At 43.5% G+C, this 24,063-nt stretch carries 15 protein-coding genes and 1 other RNA gene; 6 read left to right on the forward strand and 10 right to left on the reverse strand.

Features of this window, described 5'->3' with window-relative positions; translation table 11 throughout:
• Position 1 precedes the first annotated feature (1 nt).
• The 3 genes from BM386_RS12140 to BM386_RS12150 all read left to right on the forward strand — a co-directional run bounded on the left by BM386_RS12140 (position 2) and on the right by BM386_RS12150 (position 3,319).
• Positions 2–649, forward strand: a complete 648-nt coding sequence (locus BM386_RS12140) for an O-methyltransferase (RefSeq protein WP_091694376.1) — start codon at positions 2–4, stop codon at positions 647–649.
• A gap of 63 nt (positions 650–712) precedes the next feature.
• Positions 713–2,302, forward strand: coding sequence for a LysM peptidoglycan-binding domain-containing protein (locus BM386_RS12145; protein ID WP_091694378.1), 1,590 nt, complete (start codon positions 713–715; stop codon positions 2,300–2,302).
• 24 nt (positions 2,303–2,326) lie between these two features.
• On the forward strand, positions 2,327–3,319 hold the full coding sequence (locus BM386_RS12150) for a DUF3078 domain-containing protein (RefSeq protein ID WP_091694381.1): 993 nt from the start codon (positions 2,327–2,329) through the stop codon (positions 3,317–3,319).
• Here BM386_RS12150 and BM386_RS12155 read toward each other — a convergent pair.
• Together BM386_RS12155 and BM386_RS12160 are read right to left on the reverse strand one after the other, a co-directional pair.
• Positions 3,316–3,816 carry a hypothetical protein gene (locus BM386_RS12155; RefSeq protein WP_139235897.1) on the reverse strand — a complete coding sequence of 167 codons (501 nt, stop codon included), beginning with the start codon at positions 3,814–3,816 and terminating at the stop codon, positions 3,316–3,318. The two genes, BM386_RS12150 and BM386_RS12155, sit on opposite strands and share 4 nt — an antisense overlap.
• 74 nt (positions 3,817–3,890) lie before the next feature.
• The gene (locus tag BM386_RS12160; RefSeq protein WP_091694386.1) at positions 3,891–5,036 is read right to left on the reverse strand and encodes a DNA polymerase III subunit gamma/tau; all 1,146 of its coding nucleotides are present in this window, start codon (positions 5,034–5,036) and stop codon (positions 3,891–3,893) included.
• A 239-nt stretch (positions 5,037–5,275) separates the two neighbouring features.
• Here BM386_RS12160 and ssrA point away from each other — a divergent pair.
• Positions 5,276–5,678, forward strand: a transfer-messenger RNA (tmRNA) gene (ssrA, locus tag BM386_RS12165).
• A 449-nt stretch (positions 5,679–6,127) separates the two neighbouring features.
• Here ssrA and BM386_RS12170 read toward each other — a convergent pair.
• The 5 genes from BM386_RS12170 to BM386_RS12190 form a co-directional block, all read right to left on the reverse strand.
• Positions 6,128–6,814, reverse strand: coding sequence for a DUF2490 domain-containing protein (locus BM386_RS12170; protein WP_091694389.1), 687 nt, complete (start codon positions 6,812–6,814; stop codon positions 6,128–6,130).
• Between the two features lies 1 nt (position 6,815).
• Positions 6,816–7,406 carry a hypothetical protein gene (locus tag BM386_RS12175; RefSeq protein WP_091694392.1) on the reverse strand — a complete coding sequence of 197 codons (591 nt, stop codon included), beginning with the start codon at positions 7,404–7,406 and terminating at the stop codon, positions 6,816–6,818.
• Positions 7,407–7,745: 339 nt separating this feature from the next.
• Entirely contained in the window at positions 7,746–9,404 is a 1,659-nt protein-coding gene (locus tag BM386_RS12180) for an SLC5/6 family protein (protein WP_091694395.1), read from the reverse strand.
• 49 nt (positions 9,405–9,453) lie between these two features.
• Positions 9,454–9,945 (reverse strand): hypothetical protein, encoded by a 492-nt coding sequence (locus BM386_RS12185; protein WP_091694398.1) that lies wholly within the window; start codon positions 9,943–9,945, stop codon positions 9,454–9,456.
• Between the two features lie 69 nt (positions 9,946–10,014).
• Positions 10,015–10,359: a hypothetical protein gene (locus BM386_RS12190; protein ID WP_091694400.1), complete on the reverse strand. Its 345-nt coding sequence runs from the start codon at positions 10,357–10,359 to the stop codon at positions 10,015–10,017.
• A gap of 326 nt (positions 10,360–10,685) precedes the next feature.
• On the opposite strand from BM386_RS12190, the gene BM386_RS12195 reads away from it, so the two are divergent.
• Both BM386_RS12195 and BM386_RS12200 read left to right on the forward strand, forming a co-directional pair.
• Entirely contained in the window at positions 10,686–12,140 is a 1,455-nt protein-coding gene (locus BM386_RS12195; protein ID WP_091694403.1) for an MBOAT family O-acyltransferase, read from the forward strand.
• Between the two features lie 10 nt (positions 12,141–12,150).
• Entirely contained in the window at positions 12,151–13,041 is an 891-nt protein-coding gene (locus tag BM386_RS12200; RefSeq protein ID WP_091694405.1) for a hypothetical protein, read from the forward strand.
• 134 nt (positions 13,042–13,175) lie between these two features.
• On the opposite strand, the gene BM386_RS12205 is transcribed toward BM386_RS12200, so the two are convergent.
• The 3 genes from BM386_RS12205 to BM386_RS12215 form a co-directional block, all read right to left on the reverse strand.
• Positions 13,176–13,619 carry a DinB family protein gene (locus BM386_RS12205; protein WP_091694408.1) on the reverse strand — a complete coding sequence of 148 codons (444 nt, stop codon included), beginning with the start codon at positions 13,617–13,619 and terminating at the stop codon, positions 13,176–13,178.
• 226 nt (positions 13,620–13,845) lie between these two features.
• The gene (locus BM386_RS12210) at positions 13,846–17,475 is read right to left on the reverse strand and encodes an amidohydrolase family protein (protein WP_091694411.1); all 3,630 of its coding nucleotides are present in this window, start codon (positions 17,473–17,475) and stop codon (positions 13,846–13,848) included.
• A gap of 657 nt (positions 17,476–18,132) precedes the next feature.
• Positions 18,133–24,063, reverse strand: a 5,931-nt coding sequence (locus tag BM386_RS12215; protein ID WP_139235898.1) for a DUF7507 domain-containing protein, incomplete at its 5' end; no start/stop codon positions are given.

Consider the following 24,063-nt stretch of genomic DNA (forward strand, 5'->3'; position numbering starts at 1 on the left):
CATGGAATTTATAGACGAAGCGATTTTAACCTATTGCGAAGACCATACTTCAAATGAAGACGATTTACTTCTAAAAATAACACGAGAAACCCAAGCAAAAGTGATGATGCCACGTATGATTTCGGGGCATCTGCAGGGAAAAATGCTGGAGCTTTTTACCAAAATGCAAAACCCGACTACCATTCTGGAAATCGGTACTTATACAGGCTATTCAGGTATTTGCATGGCGAGAGGACTGGGAAAAGACTCGAAACTAATCACGCTGGATATCAATGACGAATTGGAAACGATGGTCAGAGGTTTTTTCGAGGAAAGTGGGCTTGCAGATCAGATAGATTACAGACTGGGAAATGCGCTGGAAATCATCCCTACTTTGCCTGGGCCATTCGACATGGTTTTTATTGATGCTGATAAAATCAATTATAGAAACTATTATGATCTGATCATTGACAAGCTGAACCCGGGTGGTATTATACTCGCAGATAATGTGCTTTGGTCAGGTAAAATCCTAGTAGAGGAAGGACAAAAAATCGACAAGGACACTCAAGCCATTTTGGACTTTAATAGGATGGTTCAAAACGACCCAAGGGTAGAAAATGCACTCCTGCCAATCCGTGACGGCGTGATGATGGCAAGAAAAATTCAGTAGAAACGAAAAGGGGAATCATTTTTGCTAAAATGAGCCTGAAACTACGATGAAAGCCTTTTTCGAATGAAAATCAACAGTATCCCCTACCTTCTTTTCATCTTACTAGCATTTTTTGGCCATGAATCTTTGGCTCAAATACCACAAGTTCCAGCTGAACTAGAATTTGCTGACCTTATCGTAAGAATAAATCCCCAAGCTCGCCGGGAAATCCAGCTGGATGTGGACGCTCAATATCGAAATCCTGCCTATTTCAAAGTAAAACAAGATCGTGTCAATCTCTACATGCCGGTCATCGAGCGGGAACTTAGAAATTCTGGTGTACCCGTGGATCTAAAATACTTGGCAATCCAAGAAAGTAGCTTGATCGGAGATGCAGTTTCCACTTCCAATGCAGTTGGTTTTTGGCAGTTTAAGCAAGGAACAGCTGAGGAGGTTTTTCTTCGTGTAGATAATCAAATCGATGATAGAAAAAACATCGTCAATGCTACCAAAGGAGCTGCTTTATACCTACAAAAGCATAATAATACCTTCGACAATTGGATGTGCGCTTTGGTATCCTACCAAATGGGCCTAGGAGGTGCAAAGGCTTATTTTGGCACCCAATTCAATGGAAAGCGGATCGTAGATGTAGATAGAAATACGCACTGGTACTTTAAGAAATTCCTTGCTCATAAGGTTGCTTTCGGTAGCCAAACTGCCATGCTCACAAGCAGTGGACAATATATGGTAGAGGAGCGGGTACAAGGCCCAACCACTTTGGCAGCTCTAGCTAAAAAATATGGAATAACCGAACAACATCTGAAGGACTACAATCTTTGGACAAAAAACGGAAAAATCCCAGGTGATAGAGTTTACACTATCGTATATGTAAAAGATGGCTCACTTCCTGTGCAGCCAGCCATTATCACCGAGTCCAAACCAAGCACTCAAAGTTCAGGCTCCACCACTACTTCGTCATCACCTGCTTACAAGCAAGCAAACTCATTTCCTAGAATAGCTGGTAATACGACCAAATCAGCTCAGCCAGATCAGATTACAGTCAACAACCTTGATGGTGTGCAAGCAGCTCAATCTACTACTCAAAGTACTTTCTCAGATCGTGTGGGTATTCGGGAAAATAAATTCAGAAGGCTGAATGATTTAGACAAAGGAGAGCGAATCGAAGCTGGAGAGTATTATTACACGGAGAAAAAGAATGCAAGTGCAGAAGTTGCCACGCACATCGTAAGGCCAGGTGAAACACTTTGGAGTATTTCTCAGAAATACGGCATCAAGCTATCTGCTTTGAAGTCTAAAAATAGAATTAGAAAAGACAGAGATCTGAAAGCTGGAATGGTCTTAAACTTACAAGAACACAGGAAGCGTGGCGAGGATATTCCTATGGTGAAACTTTCTAACCCGACTCCCACACGTCAGGCAGTAGCAACCTCGAACCCGACTCCTGCTGTAAGCCAACCTACGCCAGTAACTGAAAATCAAACTAATTCAGGATCATCTTCGGCTAGATTGACACACACCGTCTCCAGCGGGGAAACGCTTTTTGCGATAAGCAAAAAGTACGGAGTGACAGTCAATCAGCTGAAAAGCTGGAACAACATCGGAACTCAAAACATCATATCCATTGGGCAGAAACTGGTTATTTTCCGTCCCTAATTTGCAATCTCCTTAGCTTTTTAAATGTCAAAGTACTTCCTCCTTTTTGGGTTATTTCTACTTTGCCTGAGCCAGTCCATTTTGGCTCAGGACAGACAATTCATCCCTGATACTGTATTGATCAATGGGGACACGCTGCTAATGTTGGGAGATTCCTTGCTAATAGAAGAACCGGTAAAGGAGATTTTTTGGAAGACTGGGGGAAATTACAACCTGAACATTCAACAAGTGACGTTATCCAATTGGGCAGCAGGTGGATCCAGCACTTTTGCCCTTAATTCAGGTCTTACCCTTTTTGCCAATTACAAAAAGGACAACAAAGTTTGGGATACACAACTCACATTTAGTTTAGGCTTCAACAGGCAAGATAACCGGTCATACAAGACACGAAAAACTAATGACAACTTCCATTTTGTAAGTAATTATGGTAGAGAACTCTCGGAGTTTTTCTATCTCTCTACACAACTAGATGCCAGAGCCCAGCTATTGGCAGGTTATAAATACACCAGACCATCTGGAAGTGATGTAGAAGTACGTACTAAAATTTCGGATCTACTATCGCCTGGTTATGTTCAGTCCTCTACAGGTCTTAACTATAGGAAAACATATAAGGATAAAAGTAAGATTTCCGTTATCCTATCACCTTTTACTGGACGATTCACCATTGTACTTGACGATTCTCTGAGTAGAGCCGGTGCATTCGGGGTTGTGCCAGGAGAAAACGTTCGTGCTGAAGCGGGAGTTTCACTTGCAGCTTCTGTGACAGATATCCAGTTGATGAAAAACATCACATGGAAGTCTGATATTAACCTATTCTCTAATTATGAAGTATTCGGGAATATGGTCGTTAACTTCAATTCAGTTATCCGAATGAAAGTGAATAAATACATTTCCACACGAATAGAAACGGTGCTAATCTATGATGAGGAGGTGTTTATCAAACAAGATGACGGAACATCCAGGCAAGCCGTTCAGCTACAGAATCTGATAAATTTTGGGATTTCGCTGGATTTTTAGAAGTCGGTCTCTAAGCCAAACCTACGCTGAAACTCTCCTAAAGCAGCGTGTTTCTCTTTTAAAAAGTTGAATTTATCAGTGCTTGTATAGAGCTTATTCCGCTCAGATTCGAGTTCTTCTTTTATTTCAATTTCTACTCTGAAGTGATTGACATTTCCGAGTTCACGGACTATTCTAACTAATTCAGGTTTCATTTTTAGTGCAAGCTCCTCTTGCACATGACCCATCACATCAAGCACGACAGCACCATCCTTCATTTTCATGGCCTGACCTAGGATTGCCACCTCCATGCTTTTTCCTAACTTTTGAAAATGCTCTTTTACCTGGGTAAAAACCTCATCCAAAATCGCTTGCGTTAGGTCGCGCCCTTCTACTTTCACTTCAACTACTTCTTCAGACACTTTTGTTTTGGCGTTTTGCAGCTCTTCCTTCGCCTTCTGCTCAGCCAATTGTTTGGTTTGGCCAAGGTTTTTAGGAATAGCAATAGTCTTCTGCAACAAACTAGGTTTGGCAGTGCCAGTTGAGGTAGGAAGAGGAATGGGTTCTTTTACCGATTCAGCTACTGGGGCTGTCAGGCTTTTTTTTTTGCGTCTTCCGCAGCCATCATGGATAGGCGAAAAGCTTGGGGAAGTTTGGCCATTTTCATCAAAGCCAACTCCACGTGTAACCGCTGATTTTTAGAGGTCTTGTAATGAATATCGCACTGGTTTGCGATGTTCAGCGCAGAGAGCAAAAAGGAGGCAGAAGCCGCTTCTGTCTGCTGCAAATAGCGCTCTTTGGCTGATTCGGATACTTCTATCAATTCGACAGTTGCAGGATCTTTTGCTACCAAGAGATCTCTCAGGTGCTCACAGAGACCGACAATAAAATTATGTCCATCAAAGCCTTTTTTCAGGATTTCATCAAAAATCAATAAGACTTGTGAAAGATCCTCTCCGACCAAGGCATCCAAAACTTTGAAATAATAATCGTAATCAAGAATATGAAGATTACCAATCGTCTCATGATAAGTCACCTTTTTTCCTGCGGAATAGGTCACAATCAAATCAAACATGGAAAGCGCATCACGTAGCGCACCGTCAGCTTTGGTAGCGATCAACCGAAGCGCCTCTTCTTCATAGTCAACTTTCTCCTTTTCAGCGATATACTGAAGATGTCCTGCGATGTCTTTGATCTGAATTCTATTGAAATCAAAAATCTGACAGCGGGAAAGGATGGTAGGAATAATTTTATGCTTCTCGGTAGTTGCGAGTATGAAAATCGCATACTTTGGTGGCTCCTCTAATGTTTTCAAAAAGGCATTGAAGGCCTGATTGGAAAGCATGTGAACCTCATCAATGATATAGACTTTGTACTGCCCTTTTTGCGGAGCATATCGAACCTGATCAACTAAATTACGGATATCATCTACGGAGTTATTTGAAGCAGCATCAAGTTCGTAGATATTGAAAGAGCTGTTGTTTTGGAACGAAACACAAGACTCACATTTGCCGCAGGCTTCAAAATCTGCCTGAAGATCTTCACAGTTGATCGTCTTGGCAAGGATACGTGCACAGGTAGTCTTACCCACCCCACGTGGACCACAAAACAAAAAAGCCTGAGCTAAGTGATTGTTTTTTATGGCATTCTGTAGTGTAGTGGTGATATGCTGCTGCCCTACTACGCTCTTGAAATCTGCCGGTCTGTATTTTCTTGCCGAAACGACGAAATTTTCCATCACCGCAAGATATAAAAAACTCTATACTCGGGAAGCCTGAAATCCGAGCTATTCAAAAGATTTTCCGTAAAGAATTGATTTTGAAGACCATATTATTAGAGAAATTGAAACAGTATTCAGTGATCAGTGTTCAGTAATAGGCCTGTCAACTGAACACTGACCACTGACTAATTTAATTTAATTGCCCCGACTTCAAGTCGGAACTATTTTTCCATTACTTTTGTCAACCTAATTGAAATGGGGCTGACCGGTTTTGACAGTAAGTGTAAAGATCGGGCTCGCATGCAGGCTGGAGTATGTACGGCCTTGAAAAATTCATACGCACTATAAATGGCGAAGAATCTTACGCTATGGCTGCCTAATCTAACCTTTATCGGATAGATCGCTTGAAGGGTTGAGTTACGAGAGTAATTCCCCGGCCACATCTCACCGCCCGTTGTCTGATCCGGGTGGATCTGAGGTGTCGACTTGATCGGACTGCTGCTTGTGATGCTATTATGCAAGTTTAAGATTCAGTAGCTAAGTCGAAACTAGGTGTGTTACCCAGCATATTTCGATCGAAAAACCAACAGGTAACTAAGCATGTAGAAGGTACGTTGTTTCCTTATCTGGACGCGAGTTCGAATCTCGCCAGCTCCACCTGACGGCACAAATCCGATTTTGAAGGATTTGTGCCTTTCTTTTTTGAAGATAATCCACTATTTATCAGATAGATAAGCTTAACAAATTTGTTGACTCTGGGAGTTCGAACTATTTCGCTAGCAAAAGTGATTTTTTTTGAAAAAGTCGAACTCAGTATAATTTTCTTCTCCTCGACACTGGCATTTTCATATAATTCACCCAGCCTACCCATCACCATCCCCCCCCCTGTATATCATTACTTTAAAGTTTTTTTTAGGGATAAGTTTCAATGCTGAAATCTGGCTTTCACTGCTGTCAATTTCTCTTTGGCACTCTCTTTTTATTGAATTGAAATCTTCTGAATCAATCTTATCCAGCAAAACCTTTAAGCATGGTTTACTTTCTTACCCAGAGAAAAGCATCAATAAAACCACTAGGAATATACTGAATGATGGCTGGGTGAATTAAGGTCAAAAGCTATAAAAATACCCAACCTTTGCCCATAGACGAGTTCGGAAGCCTTCCTGAATAAATTTGTCGGTACGATAATCCAAACTCCATTCTAGTTTTTGACTGGAAGCAATCAGTTTACCGAGGGAGAATACCAAGCGATTTTCGATTTCGAACTCCCCACCCTGAAGACTAAAAATAGGTTCATTAGATAAAACCAAATAATGCTCACCAGGGTCTAATGTACTCCCTGAAAGCGGGATTTCTGTGGCTAGCCTGTACCGAAGCCTGATTTCTAAGGGATCACCTTTTGTGAAGGTTTGATCAGTCCGAAAACGGTGTGCCAGTTTCAATCTTCTCAGGCGGTTTACTGCGGCAAATTGCTGAATAATCCGATTGGCATTTGCCCCCTCCTGAATTCTGTGAAATACCCCAAATGCGATACTTTTTGTAGGGTTCAATTTGAAATCATAAAAACCCATCAAGTCCGTCCTGTAGTGGGTGAATTGCAATTCATCTTTTTGATCGCCGGAATTGTTATAGAAAATATCCTGATGCTCTATTTTAAAAATTATCTTTTGATCATTCTTAATTATTTTAGTTAATGCTGCTTCGGGAAAGAATCCAGTAAAAAACTGACGGTCCTGAGCAAAAGAAGTCACCAAACTTAGAAGCACTAGTAAACTAGTCAAGTAAAACTTTCTCATCTTAATACACGAGGTTTTCACTAGGTACCAAGACTATTTTGCGTTTAAAAATGAGAGAGCCCTTTTCAGAAAATAAGCCTTCAAATAGCTGCGAGGATCCAGTCTCATCTGGACCTATGAATTCTATTTCAAAGCGGGTCAGAATTCCTTCTTGACTATTTTCATCAAAAAAATCTTCCAGATCGTCTGGTTTTCCAGAGTATTGGATTTGAATCCGTTTTATATCTGAGCTTTTATAACCATCAAGAAGATAATCCTCCAAGCCAGCTTGAACTTCCTTTGGTAGCTCTTTAAAATCTATCTCAATTTCTACGTCTTGAATCAAACCCCAAGAGTCAAATTCTACGCTATAAAATTTACCTTTTAACTTGAATTTGGCTTCATAGGAATACCCTGATTCGAAAATTTCCTGATACCATTTTGGTCTTTTTGAAGTTTCGAAAGCATCATAGAGCCAATCCTTGGCCTCTTTAGGAACTTCTTTTTCCTCCACACGAAGCTCTCTCTCGACTTTGTCCTGAGCAAAAAGAGCCCCGGAAATCATCCAAAAAAAGACAAGAATCGAACTCTGTTTGAGAATAAGTTTTAACATGGATTTCAATCTTGACCAAACGTTATTGAATTAAATACGACAAACTTAAGTAAAAGCTTAAAATTTAATGGAATTTTTTGCCTTTATCCCAACCTGAATAAAGTCAAATCAACCTTGGGAAATGATTTCACTGAAATTGAATAAAATGTTAGGAAACCAGGCTGTAACCTAGCTACATCCCTACAGTGATCCAAAGGGTCATTTTATCCATTTGTGGTATTGATAGAAATCAATTGTAGGTTTCAGTTTGAGTTAGGCTTTTTCAAAACCCGGTAAAAGCAATAGGCAGTAAATGCGACCACCAGCAGTTGCACGCCTAGACAAAGAAATAATGCTGAACTATTCATGGGAAATAGATTTACGTTTGATGCCTGAGTACCATACCAGTGCTGCGATAAACAGAAACAGAACAAGCATCTGTATTCGTGCCAGGGTAGAAAATAAGATTTTGGAGTCGTACATATCCCGGTTTTGGGGATCATTGAGTTGTAGAAGCTTCAGGTCATCATGAGTCAGCTTAGAGATCAGTGAGCTTGGGTCTAGAGCCCATCCTTCCCCATTCATTAAGCTAGTGAAAGCCGCAGTCCAGTCGTTGCTTTCCGGAGTGATCAAAGCACTCAACAATACCAGCAGCAAAAGCACGGGAGTGATGTACTTCATTACCCATTTGTAGCCAATGGGAATACGGATATCCGCACCACGGTTCAGCTCAGCCCATCCTCTGTCCATCCCAAAAACCCAAGTAAATAAGACCATTTCCAATAAAGCGAAAACCACCAAACTTACCGTTCCTGCCCAGTAGTCGTACTCGTCAAAATAACCATACTGGTAAAAAAGAATGGTAGGCAGTCCCATGATCAGAGCGAGAATCCCGAAGCTTACAGCTCCTTTTACCTTTCCCCACCCGAACTCGTCTTGCATAAATCCCATCCAAGGAGTACCCATGGCTAAGGAGGAAGTAATGCCTGCAAAAAAGAGTAAGCCAAACCAGCAAATCCCTGCGATCATGCCGAACAGCTCTCCCCACTGCACAAATAAATACGGCATAGTCTGAAATGCCATTCCGAATCCAGCATTCTCAATAATCCAGTCTAAACCAAGAAAACCTGCGGCAATTGGAATTACGATAGCGCTTCCCAGCACGATTTCCACCAGTTCATTGGTGAATCCCGAGGTGAGGGAATTCAGCGCAATATCCTCGTTTTCTTTCAAGTAGGAAGCATAGCACTGGATAGAGCCCATTCCCACTGAAAGGGTGAAGAATATCTGTCCTGCCGCAGCAAGCCAAACTTTGGGATCCAATAAGGAGCCGTATTGTGGAGTCCAAAGGAAGTTGATTCCATCCCAGGCATTCGCATCAGGAAAAGCGGCGGACGCATTTTCTGTACCCATAGTCCAACCTTTGAAAGCGAGTACAGCTCCAAACAAAATCAGAAGCGGCATTCCGATTTTAGCCACTTTTTCAATTCCTCCTAGTCCAGTAGAAAGAATGTAAATGTTGATTCCTAATACCAGTATGTAAACCAATACCGGAAGGAAAGGAATCCCAAAATCCGATCCATTTAGATTGACGTACTGCACAAAGAACTCGCTGACTTCAGCTTGCGTCATCTGGGTGAATGTGCCGATCACCGTATGGATCACATAAATAAATGTCCAGGATTCTATGTAGGTGTAGTAGGCTACTACAGCTATATTGGTAAAAATCCCAAAGACTCCTATGTACTTCCACCAGTTGCGCTTGCTCATAGAATCCAGGATGTAAGGAGTGCTATGATTGCCTTTTTTGCCGCCAAATCTACCGATAGACCATTCGGTAAAAAGCAGCGGAATCCCCATCAAAATGAAACAGACCAGGTATGGAATGATGAAGGATCCTCCACCATTTTGTACTGCCTGCACGGGAAATCTTAAGAAGTTACCCAGTCCTACTGCATTTCCGGCCATCGCCAGAATAAGACCCGTTCTTGACCCCCAAGAATCGCTTTGCTTTGCCATATAAATAGATGGAAAATAAGGGTACCCAGACGGATACCCTTATGCTGATTTAGTTTACTTGCTTGTTTATAATAGCGACCCACTTATCTGCCAAAACAGTCTCACCGTTGAGATCTGAATACATTTCTGCATCAAATATTTCCAATGTGACAGGTTCTTGTGAAGCATTTTTTGGATTTAGCTGCAGCCCCACGTATTCTGGGAGTTTGTGGTTGAGCTCTTTACCGTTAGATTCTTGGTATTTTTTGATCAGCTGCACGTTTTTATACTCCGCCAGATTCAGGCTATAGCTCAAGCTTTCGCTATCCTGACGCAGGTAAACCAAGATATTTTCTTGTTGATCCAAGCCCATTGCGTAGCGAAATCTCCAAGTTTCGACCTCAGTAGGATTTGCTCCTTTCTGGCTTGCCAATTCTTTTAAATTGATAAGCAACTTCTTTTCTATCTTTTTATTTTTCTGTCCATTGTAAATGAACGGTACGCTGAATGCGCACATCAGTAAGCATGACATTATCAATGTCACAGGTTCTACATCAAACATGTGTGGTAATAGTAAGGTGAATAAAATTTTGAACTGGCCAGTGGGCTGACCCTAGATTTTATTGAACCCCTACCAGGTATAGAAGAACTGCATAAAAGTCTCTTTCACATCAAATAGTGGCAGAGATTTTCTAAAAAATGAAGGCTGAAGAAAGGCTTGCCCTAAAGCTAAATCCAATGAACTCCATTGCGAATTGAACTTAGCCCAAACCGTCCAATCAACTGAGAATGGAGGTGTTTTCGGGGTTTCGAAGGAGCCAAGCAAATGGATCGTAGGAGCCACAGATTCGGACAGCGTAGATATGCCGTCCTCCTGATCACCATAATGCGCAGCATGTGTGGGAAAGGACATAAAAGCACTAAAGCTCACAAGCCAGATAAGGCCAAGGAAGAATGCTATTTGCTTTTTATACATGTGGCTCACTAGAAAATCGATGCAAGTTAAGTGAATAAAAAGCCTATTTGCAATAGGGAGTATTCTAATGCTAATTTAATTTTTGGCATTCCTCATTCTTCTCAAATGGAGAGTTTTTTTTGAGCATCAAGTCGTGCCTAAAGATTTGAAAACAAACATTGCATTAGTTAGGATTTAGACAGTAAAAATTCTAACCAAAGCAGACTATAATAACCTCTCTTTACCAAAGATTTGTTAAGCGGTTTTCATTTTAGCCCGATGTCCCTAATATTGTAGCTTGATCATCACCCAATTATCAAACAGACCTAGTTTAACCGCCCCCATCCTTGCTTTTCAATTCACTTGACTTTGCAGTCTTTCTTCCAGTAGTTTTTGTACTCTATTGGTTTGTTTTAGACAAAAGCCTAAAATCGCAGAATCTTTTGATTGTGATGTCCAGCTATTTGTTTTATGGCTGGTGGGACTGGAGGTTTTTAGGGTTGATAGCCTTCAGTACGCTGGTGGATTATGTAGTGGGTATTCAACTGGACAAATCTGAAGATGGTCTTCGCCGAAAGGCACTCTTGCTTCTGAGTCTTTCGGTCAATATCGGCTTATTGGGCTTTTTCAAATATTATAATTTCTTTCTGGACAATTTTGAAGATGCGTTCACGCTTCTTGGAATGCCCATCCAAACCAACACCCTAAACATCATTCTTCCGGTTGGGATAAGTTTTTACACCTTTCAGACGATGAGCTATTCCATCGATGTGTACAGGAGAAAATTAAAAGCAACCACGGATTTGGTGGCATTTATGGCATTTGTGAGTTTCTTTCCACAGTTGGTCGCGGGTCCGATTGAGCGAGCAACAAACCTTCTTCCCCAGTTTTTTGAAAAAAGGCAGTTTGATTACCAGCAAGCCGCAGATGGGATGCGACAGATTTTATGGGGCTTATTTAAGAAAATGGTAATCGCAGACAACTGTGCTGAATTTGCAAACATCATCTTCAGCAACTACTCTGACTATGGAGGAATTACTCTGTTATTAGGCGCACTGTTCTTCACTTTTCAGATTTATGGGGACTTTTCAGGGTATTCAGATATTGCTATTGGTACCTCCAGATTGTTCGGATTCAGACTGATGCAGAATTTTGCCTTCCCTTATTTTTCAAGGGATGTCGCCGAATTTTGGAGACGTTGGCACATTTCCCTTTCTACCTGGTTTAGGGATTATATTTACATTCCTCTAGGAGGCAGTAAAGGAAGCAAATCGATTCAGATCAGAAATGTTTTCATCATATTCCTGCTCAGTGGGTTTTGGCATGGAGCCAATTGGACTTATATCGTATGGGGAGGATTGAATGCTATTTATTTCATTCCAGTATTGTTAAGAGGCAAAAACAGACAACACCTAGAACCGGTAGCCCTGGGCAAAAAATGGCCAAATTCCAGAGAATTCTTTGCTATGCTTGGCACATTTTGTCTGACGGTTTTATCCTGGATATTCTTCCGTGCCGAGAATATGAACCATGCAATCAGCTACCTTGCAGGAATATTTTCCTATACTTTATTTGAGATTCCTGACTTCTCTATTTTCCCGGGAGCGATGACCTTATTGGTTTTGATAGCTGGCTTCTTGGCTGTCGAGTGGAGAGGAAGGCTTGGCCAATTTGGGATTGCTGGCATCCAATTCATCCCTAGAAAGGCCACTAGATGGTCGCTTTATGTATTGATCATTCTGATGATTGATATTTTCGGCAATACTTCCGAACAAATAGAATTTATTTATTTCCAATTTTAATTACCTGTAAATGAAGCTCTTCTTTAAACAAGCTATTGTATTTCTGGGAATTTTAGTGGCCGTTAATTTTTTGCTCTTCTTTCTGATCAGAGGGTTTTATATCAAGGACTATGACGAAGTTGATCTAGCTTACCCATCCTATTTGTTAGCTGATTCGCATGGCACCCCATTGGGTGATTTTACTGAAAACCACCAAGTACATAATTTTTCGGGTCAAAGTGACTCCTATCTTGATATGGAGCGAAAATTGAAATTCCTCATCCGAAATACTGAAGTGAAAAAGGTCTATATCACTGTGGATGATCACACGCTTTCTCCCACTAGGGAAAACCAAAACAATCTCGACAGATCTGCCTATTACACCGAAGCTGATGATTATAGCAATTATGGGCAATACATTAAGGAGAAGTATCTTAATTACTACTGTGTTTTCTTGAATGACCGATATAGCTTGGTGATAAAAAATTTCATCCAAGATGAATTGTTTAATGTCTCTAAATGGGGAGGTGTGCGATCAAAAAGTTCTTGGGAGAAACTTTCAAATAAAGAGCAAATAACAATCACAAAAGATCGGGTCAAAAACTACTTTGAGTTTCCACAGCCGTCAGCGAGAATGTCAGAATCTTTGATGAGAATTATCTCTTTATGCAAAGAAAAAGACATAGAATTAATCGGGTTACGATTCCCTTTGACTAAGACCTACGTGGATTTATTGAATGAGGAGAGTTATGAAGCAGACAGCCTAATGTCCATACACCAATTACAAGTTATAGATTTAGACAGTTTGTACCTGGAGCAGGATTCCCTATTTAGAGATATGGATCATTTGGATAAAAAAGGAGGGGAGAAGTTCGCTAAAGTTCTATTCGAGAAAAAAACTACTCCTCAAATCAAGGTATAATAGACACCCTCTCAGTAGTATTCTCTAAGTAAAATTCCAAGCGCGAATTAAAAGTGTATCCAAGATTTTTTTTTTAATAAACCCTATTTCCGTAGGAAGTTGGAAAACTCTAATGACAAGGAAGGGCAAAATGATCACCTCTTAAAATATATAAAATCCGATTTGACCGGTTCAAATCCTGCTGCCCTCATGAGAAGAGCAATTTGTCCGCGATGATAAGTGGAATGGTTGACCAGATGGGTAAGTATGTCCGAGATTTTATTCTGAAACTCCTGACCTGCAAAATTACGGAAGTGGATATGTTCATCCAGCTCACGCAAGGAGATCACCTCCAAAGTCAAATCAAACAGCTCTTGGTTTCTTTCCTCAAATGAAGATAGTGGAAAATCTACCCAAGGGCTGGACAATGTTTTCTCCCCATTTATCCTCCCTATCCAGATCTGCTGGGCATTCAGAATATGATTGGCCAAGCGGGCAATGTCCTCTCCTATTGCATCACCATAGGACTTGAAACTGCGCGCCAATTCCTGATTAACCTGATAATTGTACTGGAAAAAATCCTTATAAAACACTTTCATATTCCTTGTATTTGAAATCTGTATAGTGTGCACTAAGCTATCTCAATTTGAAACATAAACCCAAAAAAGTCAACAAAAGACTAGTTCAACACTACCTTCCCTTCCCTCGGATGTGATAAGCAGGGATTGTATTTCTGTCAAGATGATTGCAAAGTATCCCTTGAGCTTTTACATTTTAGTAAAAAAACTATCCCCCAGAGCTCTCTCTGGGGGATAGTATGCTGGCTTATTTTAAACTTGTATTAACTACTGGAGCTACTTTCGTCCAAGGACTCACATCCATTTTCCTAGGCGTTGGATAGACCTCATCCAAGGTATTTCCATCATAGATTCTTCCGTTTTTCATCACATGGGTGATCGAATTGGTGTTTCTGATATTTTCCAAGGGATTGCTGTCCATAATTACCAGATCTGCCAATTTACCGACCTCTATACTTCCGAGTTCTTTATCCAATCCGAGTGCTTCTGCTCCGGAGATGGTAGCGACCTTCAGCGCATCATGAGCTTCCATCCCTCCGCTTGCCACTGACCAAAGTTCCCAATGATAACCCAATCCCTGCAGCTGACCATGGGAACCTATGCCTGCCAATCCACCTTGTTCAAAGATCGATTTGACTCCTTCTGCATGCTTCATAAATACATGATCTTCCGGAGCGAACCAGCCACCTAAACTTCCAGCTCTTCTTCTTGCTTTGGCATTCAGCTCCTCATATGGTGTGAAGCGATTAAGTTTCGGGTCATGCAGTGGACTTTCCGTGGTGTAATAATAGTTTTCTGCCCAAGGGCCTCCATACGCCACCAAAAGTGTAGGGGTAACTGCCATTTTACTCACAGCAATAGTCTTGGTGACATCCTGATAGAGTGGATGGATAGGAATAGAGTGTTCATGCCCTGGATAACCGTCGATCAACTGGGTCATATTCAGTTTGAAATCAAGCCCACCTTCGGTAGTAGGCATGAGCTGCTGCTCTTTGGCAGCCATGATCACCCATTGTCTATGCTGTCTATTGCCTACCAGATACATTTTGATGTACTGGGTATTGAAATATTTACTGTATTGTTTCAGCACATTTTTAGTCTGATCCAGCGACTTCAGATTATACATCCAATAGCCTACGCCGGGACCAGTACTGTAAACTCTAGGGCCAGGTACCATCCCAGCATCGACCATATCTCCATACGTCAACACATCCGTGGTAGCGGTCTGCGGATCGCGGGTAGTCGTGACACCATATGCAAGGTTGGCAGCATAGATCCACACTGAGTTCTTATGCAAACCCCAAGACGGCCACATATGGGCATGGGTATCTATAAATCCCGGAGTGATGGTTTTGCCAGACATATCCATGACTTTCGCGTCACCGGCTTCAAGAGATCCGGTAGCCCCTACAGCTTTGATTCGGTTATTCTCAATCAGAATATCTCCATTTTCTATGACCTCATCCCCCTTCATCGTCAGGATTCGGGCATTAGTCAAGAGTACTTTTCCCTGCGGAATATCTTTGGTGTAATAAACAGAAACTTGTTTTTCAGCCGGTTTGTAAGATTCTCTTTCTTTCTGCTCAGCCTTAGAGATGCTGTCCGCTTTTGCTTTTTCGGGGTCATTTTTCAGCAATTCAGCCAAAGCCTCCTTTTTGGCTTTTGCCACAGAGTCAGCTGCTTTGACCGCTTCTGGTCCCAATGCTTTCAGCGCCGCCACTGAATCTGCTTCTGCTATGGTTTTGGCTTTTTTTGCAGTTTTTACGGAGTCTTCTATAAACTCCGCCCTGTCTATATCATAGACCCAGTGTCCATTCCCGAGAGACCAGTGGACTTTTCTGCCTGAGGATTCCCATGCAGGCCATTCACCACCTATTTCGGTGAGTTGGCGGGAAGGGAAGTTACTGGATTCAGGATTTCCAACATTGATGCTCGGGGCCTTACCCACTGTTGGGATAGTGACTACATAGACATTGTTATTGACTTGTGCCAAAGCCAAATTACCCTCCGGAGCCATCAAAATTGTAGTGGCACTACTTGGTCTCATTTGAGGCTCCTGTGCACTTGCACCTTCTGGAAGCATGCAGTAATTCACCGCATCTGCATTCGAAACAGGTAATCCCATGACATATCTCACATCTGTCGCCTCATCAGGATTGGTCGTATGACCATGGCTGTCATGTGAATTTACCACAGATCCAAAAGGAGTGATCCCGGTGATTTTAGCGTATTCTTTCTCATCAGTTCCATCCCAACGAACACTCAAAAGCGTTCCACCCGATCCATTTAGAAATACCCTAGAAGTGTCTTTGGTGAAATGAACATTTCCATGGTTCCCGGCTTCCATGATTTTCCTAAATTCTCCTCCCGAGGCAGGAATCCATACTAGCTCTGCTTCAGATCCATTGACTCTTGGACCTTCCGCATCTTTCATCACTTGGTTAGAAGCCTTGAAAACGGCGATCCTGTTATTCGGTCCCCAAGCTGGCTGCATATAAAGTGCCTTTTCTGTGGACAATGGAGTCACTGAAATTCTATTTCCCAAAGCAGCTTTATACAACTGTCCACCTTCTGTTTCATTCCAGCCTACAAAAGCCAACTGAGTTCCATCCGGACTCCAAGTTGGCATGGCTTCGGTAAAATCATTCTCAGTTACACGTTTTGGCTCTCCATCCGGAAAGTCCATCACATAAAGTCTGTTAAGCGCAGTGAAAGCGAGTTTTTTACCATCTGGAGAAGGGACTGCATCACGGATCTGAGTTGCTCTAGCCGCAGTAGTATCTTTGATTTGATAGTTGAAATACAAGCGAGGTCCCATTGCTAGGTTGACATCGACTTCGAAAGGGATCTCGGATGGAGTTCCTCCTTCAACGGCGATTTTCCAGATTTTCCCTCCATAGGATGCTATGAGGTTTTTGCTGTCAGGAGTGAAAGCCATGGCGGGTAAAACCCCTTGTGGAGCGATGGATTCCTGCTCGTCTCGCTGTACAGGATAAGCAAGCCACTTTTCCTCCCCAGTTTCCATATTTCTCAAAACCAACCCAGTTTTCTCTTCCCATCGGCTGCCGTAAACCATCCATTTGCCATCATCGCTCAAAGTCGGTGTAAACGCAGAGCCGTATCTGGAAGTGATGGTATTCAGTTCACCTTTGTCAAAGTCGTAGGTACCGATTTGGTATTGCGGAAGTAAGGCATTGTAATTCCAGGCTCCGCTGCGTTGGGAAAAGTAAACTTTCCTTCCATCAGGACTCACAAAAGGGTCGATAGTTTTGATGCTACTTGGATCTTCATTGAGTTGGATTCCTCCACCCCCATCTTTATGATACATCCAGAGTTTTGAGATTCTTCTTCCTTTGCTGACCACGATGTACTCAGAATCAGGAGTCCAGTCGGCTCCTGGAACATCTCCGTTTTTATCTTTGGTGATCTGTACAGTGTCTTTTTTTATCAGATCTATATACCAAAGGTTATCACTACCGGCGCGATCAGAAGTGAAGAGGATTTTTTCTCCATCCGGTGAAAAACGTGGATGTGTTTCATAAGCCATTCCCGAAGTGACAGGAGTGGCTTTTCCACCCTCCATCGGGATAGTGTAGATATCTCCTAGCAGATCAAAAGCCAACGTTTTACCGTCGGGACTAACGTCCACACTCATCCAGGTTCCCTCCTTGGTGCTGAACTTGATTTCTCTCTCAGCTTTCAGTGGTAGATCTTTGAATTTAGGCGTGTTGATAGAATCTTTCTTAGTGCTGTCTGACTGAATCACATGGTTTTGGTCCAGAGAAGCGGGTAGTTTTGGGCGATCTGGTACCATGGAAGCAAAGCTCACCGTGGCACCCAAGACAACCAAAACCGCAGCATGGGTAAATTTCTTCATAAAGTGATTTTTGGGTAAAAAAGCTAAACTTATCCTTCTGAATTCCTTTGATAAACTTACCTTAGACTTAAAATAGCCCCTTTCCGGACATTTACTAAGCTTAGAATCCAAAAGGTTTTAATCAATGTTCAATATCACACATTCCGGAGTAAAAACCATTAACTAACTAACGTATAATCATTAAACTTCGCCTTTTGGATAAAGGCCAGTCACCCTATCCTTTTTATCAACTTCTTCTACCTTTTTCATAATCTAAATTCCTGTGAGGTTATCACATCTGAAAATGATGAGATCAAGTATCTCCATGGTCAGGGATAGGAGAATTTTATCAGGAAATTGCACCAATACTTTTCCTAAGAAAAAGTAGGAGCTTGATAGATAATCATTCCCCTGTGTGTCGCAGGCGAAATGCTTGATTTCCTATTTGGAAAAAGCGATTTTAGTAGTGCAGGATGGTTAAGCCTTTCCTATACAGAAAAATAAAAGTAGTTGCGTAAATAGCGTAGCACAAAACAATAATAACTACTGATAATCAAATTATTACGATTAAAATTAGAATCTCACCAGGCTCCACAACCATTTAAAAAAAGCCCTGTAAATCTTCCGATTACAGGGCTTTTTTTCTGACTTTAACTGCTGAAGATCATACTCAAGTGATCAATCTTTGATCACTTGGATCCATCCTTTGAACTCATGGTTTCTACCATCTCTATCTACAGTTTTTAGAATATAAAAATAAGTCCCGGCTGTTTGACCTGGAGCATCCCAGTCGTTCTGGTAGTTTTCCGTCTCAAACACATGATCGCCGTATCTGTTGAAGATGACTATGTCATTGCTCACAAACTTGCCCAATCCCTGGATCACGAAAGTGTCATTATCTCCATCCACAGTGGTAGGTGTGATGACATTCGGGATGTGGAACGGTAAAATTTCGTTCACATCATCATCCTGATTATCGGCATCATCGGTGTCTGCTTCACTGGCAGAAACCTCAGTGATATTGGTGATGATTCCAGGATCTCCGGCTTTCACCCGGATTCGGATTACCAATCGGGCATTTGCCGCAAAGAATGGAATGTTCCAGGTGATTCTACTACCTGTCACTGCTGTACTTACCTCCGCATCACTACTGTTTTCAACCACCTCATCATTGAGATAAGTAACACTTTGCGGTAGCTCATCAATCAGGACAACTTCTGTAGCATCTGTACCACCAATGTTAGTGAGCACCACTTCGTACTCAAACTCATCACCTTCATAAATCTCAACCTCAAAGCTGGTTTTCTCCACAGCAAGGTTCACCTCATCATCTACTAAGTAGCAACGCAAACCATAATCAAAATTGAAGCTGGATGGGCTTTCCTGAGATACAGTACCAAACTGTACTATATCGGTCGTGACTTCACAAACCAGCCTATTAAGCGCTTCCTGCTCCGCAAGTCTGCCACTAGGATCTGGCAATACTTTCACCAGACCTGAAGCACCCAATTGAAGCCCCTGAGCATCAAAGATTGGATCGGTCACTAAAGTCACCTCATATTCACCATAAGGATCAGTCTGTGATAAGGTATGTTTCCAGAAGCCAAACTGACCTACAGTTGCTGTGGCCTCATAGCCATTAGGTCCTTTGATCGAGATGTTTTGACCAGCAGGATTACCAAATCCGGCTTTGTTCAGTTCACCTTCATTTTCTGGGCCTACATAGCTTCCATCACCATTGATATCAAACCACTCCCAATTGAAGATATTGATAGGAGCACCCGGAGTAATTATGTTTTGAGTGACTTCATCATCGCCATTGGCATCATACCATTCATTTTGGATGGCATCTCCATTCAGGTCGTACCACACAAAACCGCTGATGATTGGGTCAAGGTCTCCGTCGCCTCCTCTGCCATATCTAAAGTCAATCGGGTTATACACACAAGGCTCAACGGTAATATTAACCGCATCACCATCTGCTGGTATATAGCCATTCGCTATTAGATTCGCATCCAACGCTTGAACCGTGTAATCCCCTATTGGAACATTTCTGAATATGTACCTACCCGCACCATTGGTCAATACAATCAGAGTATCCCCTTCGGTACCTGTATTTGGCATCAATACCACAGGGACATTTGGCAATGGTTCTCTTCCAATCAGTGTAAATATCTCACCTGTAACCAGCGTCTCTCCGCTACACAGTAGTGCTGTCTCTGCGTCATCTTCATCTGTCAGATCTTCCCCTCCATCAGGATCAAGAGCTGTGACATAAGCTATATTCACAATGCTTTCTTCAGATGCGATGTCCTCAGCAGTCACTGTGTAAGAAGTTACCAAGAACACAGATTCACCTGGTTCAAGACTGGTAATCGTAGTGTCCAATCCAGTAAGTGGGTCAGTAACTTCCACGTCTTCGAAAGGTACATTTCCCGTGTTTGTAACAGTCAAAGTATATGTAATAACCTCATCTACCACAATCACAGCTTCTTTATCTGCCTCTTTCACGATCTCGATGGCAGGCATTTTCACCACTTCGATAGTCGTACCATCTCCACCATCCACTTCATTTCCATCAGGATCTGTTCCAGTAGCTGACGCAAAATTAGTGATGGTTCCAGCATCTATATCTTCCTGAGTCACTGTGTAAGTAGTCTCATAAGTCACTGATTCACCCGGAGCCAAAGTTGGAAGCGTTTCAACCATTCCTGTCAACGGATCAGTAATCAGCACATTGCTTAGGGTTTCATTTCCTGTATTGGTTACCACAATGGTATAAGGAACTACCTCCCCTACTTCTGCAAAGGTTTCTACTCCTGTCACTTTTACTACAGTAAGTCCAGGAGCATCTGTGCCCGGTACGATTGCGGTATCGGTTCCACCTGTCTCACCTCCGTCCGGGTCAGTGCCTGTGGCTGTCGCAATATTGGTCACTTTACCATTATCTACATCGTCTTGAGTGACGGTGTAAGTGGTCGTAACCGTAGCGGCTTCGCCCGGTGAAAGTGTGCCTAGATTCTGGGTCAGTCCAGTCAGTGGATCTTCTACCGTCACATCGGTCAAGGTCACGTTGCCTGTGTTCGTCACCACTATGCTGTATGGGATCAGGTCGCCGGCTTCGGCGTAAGTCGCTACATCGGCTACTTTGTCCACGCTTAAGCTTGGCGCATCTGTGCCCGGAACAATTGCCGTATCCGTGCCACCCGTCTCCCCTCCATCAGGATCTGTGCCTGTGGCTGTCGCAATGTTGGTCACTTCGCCAGTATCTACATCGTCTTGGGTGACGGTGTAAGAGGTAGTTACCGTAGCGGCTTCGCCCGGTGCAAGGGTGGCTACATTTTGGGTCAAACCTGTCAATGGATCTTCTACAGTCACATCGGTCAAGGTCACGTTGCCTGTGTTGGTCACCACTATGCTGTAAGGGATCACGTCTCCGGCTTCAGCGTAAGTCGCTACATCGGCTACTTTATCCACGCTTAGGCTTGGAGCATCTGTGCCCGGAACAATTGCCGTATCCGTGCCATCCGTCTCACCTCCGTCTGGGTCAGTGCCTGTGGCTGTCGCAATGTTGGTCACTTCGCCAGTATCCACATCGTCTTGGGTGACGGTGTAAGAGGTAGTTACCGTAGCTGCTTCGCCCGGTGAAAGTGTGCCTACATTCTGGGTCAAACCTGTCAATGGATCTTCTACCGTCACATCGGTCAAAGTCACATTGCCTGTGTTGGTCACCACTATGCTGTATGGGATCAGGTCTCCGGCTTCGGCGTAAGTCGCTACATCGGCTACTTTATCCACGCTTAGGCTTGGAGCGTCTGTACCCGGTACAATAGCGGTATCCGTGCCATCCGTCTCACCTCCGTCTGGGTCTGTGCCTGTTGCTGTCGCAATATTGGTCACTTCGCCAGTATCCACATCGTCTTGGGTGACGGTGTAAGAAGTAGTTACCGTAGCGGTTTCATCCGGTGCAAGGGTTCCTACATTTTGGGTCAGTCCAGTCAATGGATCTTCTACAGTCACATCGGTTAAGGTCACGTTGCCTGTGTTGGTCACCACTATGCTGTATGGAATCTCATCGCCTGCTTCAGCATAAGTCGCTACATCGGCTACTTTATCCACGCTTAGGCTTGGAGCGTCTGTACCCGGTACAATAGCGGTATCCGTGCCATCCGTCTCACCTCCCTCTGGGTCTTTGCCTGTTGCTGTCGCAATATTGGTCACTTCACCATAATCTACATTGTCTTGGGTGACGGTGTAAGTGGTTGTAACCGTAGCGGCTTCGCCCGGTGCAAGGGTGCCTACATTCTGGGTCAGTCCAGTCAGTGGATCTTCTACCGTCACATCAGTCAAAGTCACGTTGCCTGTGTTGGTCACCACTATGCTGTAAGGGATCACATCGCCGGCTTCAGCGTAAGTATCCGCATCAGCAATCTTATCCACAGATAAACTAGGGTTATTTATACCATTTACCTGAACCTCATCCTGATCATCTACATCTTCACCTTCAGGGTCAGTTCCAACTACAGAAGCGACATTTACGAAGCTTCCATTATCAATGTCTGCTTGAGTCACCGTGTAACTAGTGGTCACTGTGAAGGTCTGATCTGGTTCCAGAGTACCAAAGTTTTCAGTATAACCAGTTAATGGATCAGAAACTGTCGCTGCAGAAAGGGTAACATTTCCAATATTAGTAATTACCAAACTAAATGGAACCACATCTCCAGCTTCAGCATAAGAAGTGACATCGGTTGACTTTTCAATGTCAATTTCAGGAGTTTGAACCCCACCTATAGTCGTACCATCCCCGCCGTCGGTCGTTCCGCCATCAGGATCGGTACCGGTTGCTGAGGCCACATTGGTGATGCTGCCGTTGTCAAGGTCGGCCTGGGTGACGGTGTAGTCTGTAGTCACAGTCAGTGATTCACCTGGCTCCAGGGTTCCTTCATTCTCGGAATATCCGGTCAGGTTATCGTCCACGGTCACATCAGTCAGGGTCACGTTGCCGGTATTGGTCACCACGATGCTGTATGGAATCACTTCTCCAACTTCGGAGTATTCGGTTGCCCCGGTTGTTTTCACCACTTCCAGCGCAGGGGCTTTGGTACCGTCAACCAGCGCGTCGTCTGTATCTGTCACGATGCGGTTGATCGGTGTTCTGCCTGCTGCGGTCACGGTGTTCATGACCTCCCCGCTGTCCACATCTGCCTGCGTCACGGTGTAAAAAGTCGTGAAGCTTTGGCTTTCGCCTGGAGCCAGCATGTCGATCTCCTCTTCCATGCCTGTCAGCGGATCCTCTACCGTCACATCGGTCAAAGTCACGTTGCCTGAGTTGGTCACCACGATGCTGTAGCTCAATACATCCCCTTCGCTGTTGTAGTCTGTGTCATTTGCAGTTTTCTCCACACTGATCTCTCCGCTTCTTCTGCCAAGTACCACGGCCCGGTCATTGTCCCGTAGGATTAACCCTGCAGGAGTGGTTCCCTCTGCGGTCGCGTTGTTGACAATCCTGCCCGAATCCATCTGCTCCTGGGTCACGGTCAGCGTAGTTGTTCTGTCCAGGCTTTGTCCCGGCTCCAAGGTAGGTACCACCGCATCCAATCCTGTCAGCGGATCTACCACATGCACGTCTGTCAAGGTCACATTACCGGTATTGGTCAGGGTCAGTGTATAGGTGATCACATCACCTGCTTCATCAAACAGATTTGGCGAAGCCGACTTAGTAATCTCCAGTCCTGCAGACCTTCTGGCCACCACGATTGCATCATCTGTATCACTTACCTCTGTGTCGTCAATATCATGTGCCGTGACGGAAGCTATGTTTCTGAAGAAGCCGTTGTTTACATCATCCTGGGTCACATCTCTGCTCAGGGTATAGGTAGCAGATTCCCCTACCGAAAGGGTAGCCAGGGTGATCGGCATATCTATTACCTGAGGATCGGTGATCTCCACTTCGTAAAGTTCCAGGTTGCCCACATTGCTCACGATGATTTCATAGCTGATCGTCTCTCCGGCCTCATCATAGGTCAGCGGTGTGGCTGTTTTCTGGATCTCTATGCCCGGTTCCCCATCGGCAAACACCCGTACGTCATCGTCATCTTCCACGATGGAGTTATCCGGAGCAGTGCCTTCCACCAACACGGTATTCAGCACATTGCCGTTTTCCAGATCCTGCTGAACTATCGTATAGGCTGTAGTATAGGTCAATACCTGGCCCGGCCCCATCGTGCCGATGTTTTCGGAATAACCGGTCAGCGGATCTTCCAGAGTCACGCCTGTCAGGGTCACATTGCCGGTATTCGTAACTACCAAGGTAAAGTCAATCACATCTCCGGCTGTGTCGTAGATTCTCGGAACGGCTGTTTTCCTCACTTCTATCGCGCCTGCCTGCAAGGCAAGTACGGTCACATCATCTTCGTCGGATACAGTTTCATCATCTGGAGTGAGTCCTTCCACGTTGGCAGTATTTTCCACCAGACCTGCATCGATCTGGGTCTGGCTTACCGTATAGGTTTCGATAAGCGTGACTGTCTCTGCCGGTGCAAGGCTGCCTATATTCTGGGCAAGTCCGGTCAGCGGATCGCGTACCGTTACATCTGTCAGGGTTACGTT

This window comes from Algoriphagus locisalis, from assembly GCF_900116615.1.
Classification (GTDB): domain Bacteria; phylum Bacteroidota; class Bacteroidia; order Cytophagales; family Cyclobacteriaceae; genus Algoriphagus; species Algoriphagus locisalis.